This is a genomic window from Vibrio sp. 970, assembly GCF_033339075.1.
On record NZ_JAWOTW010000213.1, the window covers coordinates 1 to 783 of the forward strand.

The following is a 783-nucleotide window of genomic DNA, read 5'->3' on the forward strand; positions in this document are numbered from 1 at the left end:
AGGCTTCCGCGATTTCCTAAGTGAGCTAGGTTTAGAGTTGAAAGGTGGTTTAGAGCCTTCTCCGACAGACTACGCCGATCTCGCGCGTCAAATTGCAGGTCGTCAAGACCAAGAGCTGATCCAAACCATGCTGCTGCGCTCCATGAAGCAAGCGGTGTACAACGCGGACAACGCAGGCCACTTCGGTTTGGCGCTTAAGCGTTACGCGCACTTTACGTCACCAATTCGTCGTTACCCTGACTTGTTGCTGCACCGTGCTATCAAGTACTTGATCGCTAAAGAAGAAGGCCGCAACCAAGACCGTTGGACGCCAACGGGTGGTTACCATTACTCATTCGATGACATGGACTTCTACGGCGAACAATGTTCAATGACAGAGCGCCGCGCTGATGATGCAACGCGTGAAGTTGCGGATTGGTTGAAGTGTGAATACATGCAAGATCACGTCGGCGATGAGCTGGAAGGCGTGATTGCTAACGTCACCAGTTTTGGCTTCTTCGTGCGCTTGACCGATCTGCATATCGATGGTTTGGTGCACATTTCAACGCTTGCGAACGACTACTACCAGTTTGATCCTATTGGTCAAAGACTTATCGGTGAAAGCTTCGGTAACATCTATCGTCTGGGTGATGCGGTCAAAGTAAAAGTGCTGGCTGTTAACCTAGATGACAAGCAAATTGACTTTGAATTGGTCGAAACAAGTCGTAAGCTACGCGGCGAAGGTAAGACAGCTAAGAAACGAGCTGCGGAAGCGAAACGCAAAGCCAAAGAGAAAAAACGTGC

Annotated in this window: 1 protein-coding gene; it reads left to right on the forward strand. The window is 49.8% G+C overall.

The window, feature by feature from the left end; all coding sequences use genetic code 11:
- Window positions 1–783 (forward strand): RNB domain-containing ribonuclease (locus tag R7Q11_RS25755; protein ID WP_225466950.1); only part of this gene is annotated, 783 nt, incomplete at both ends.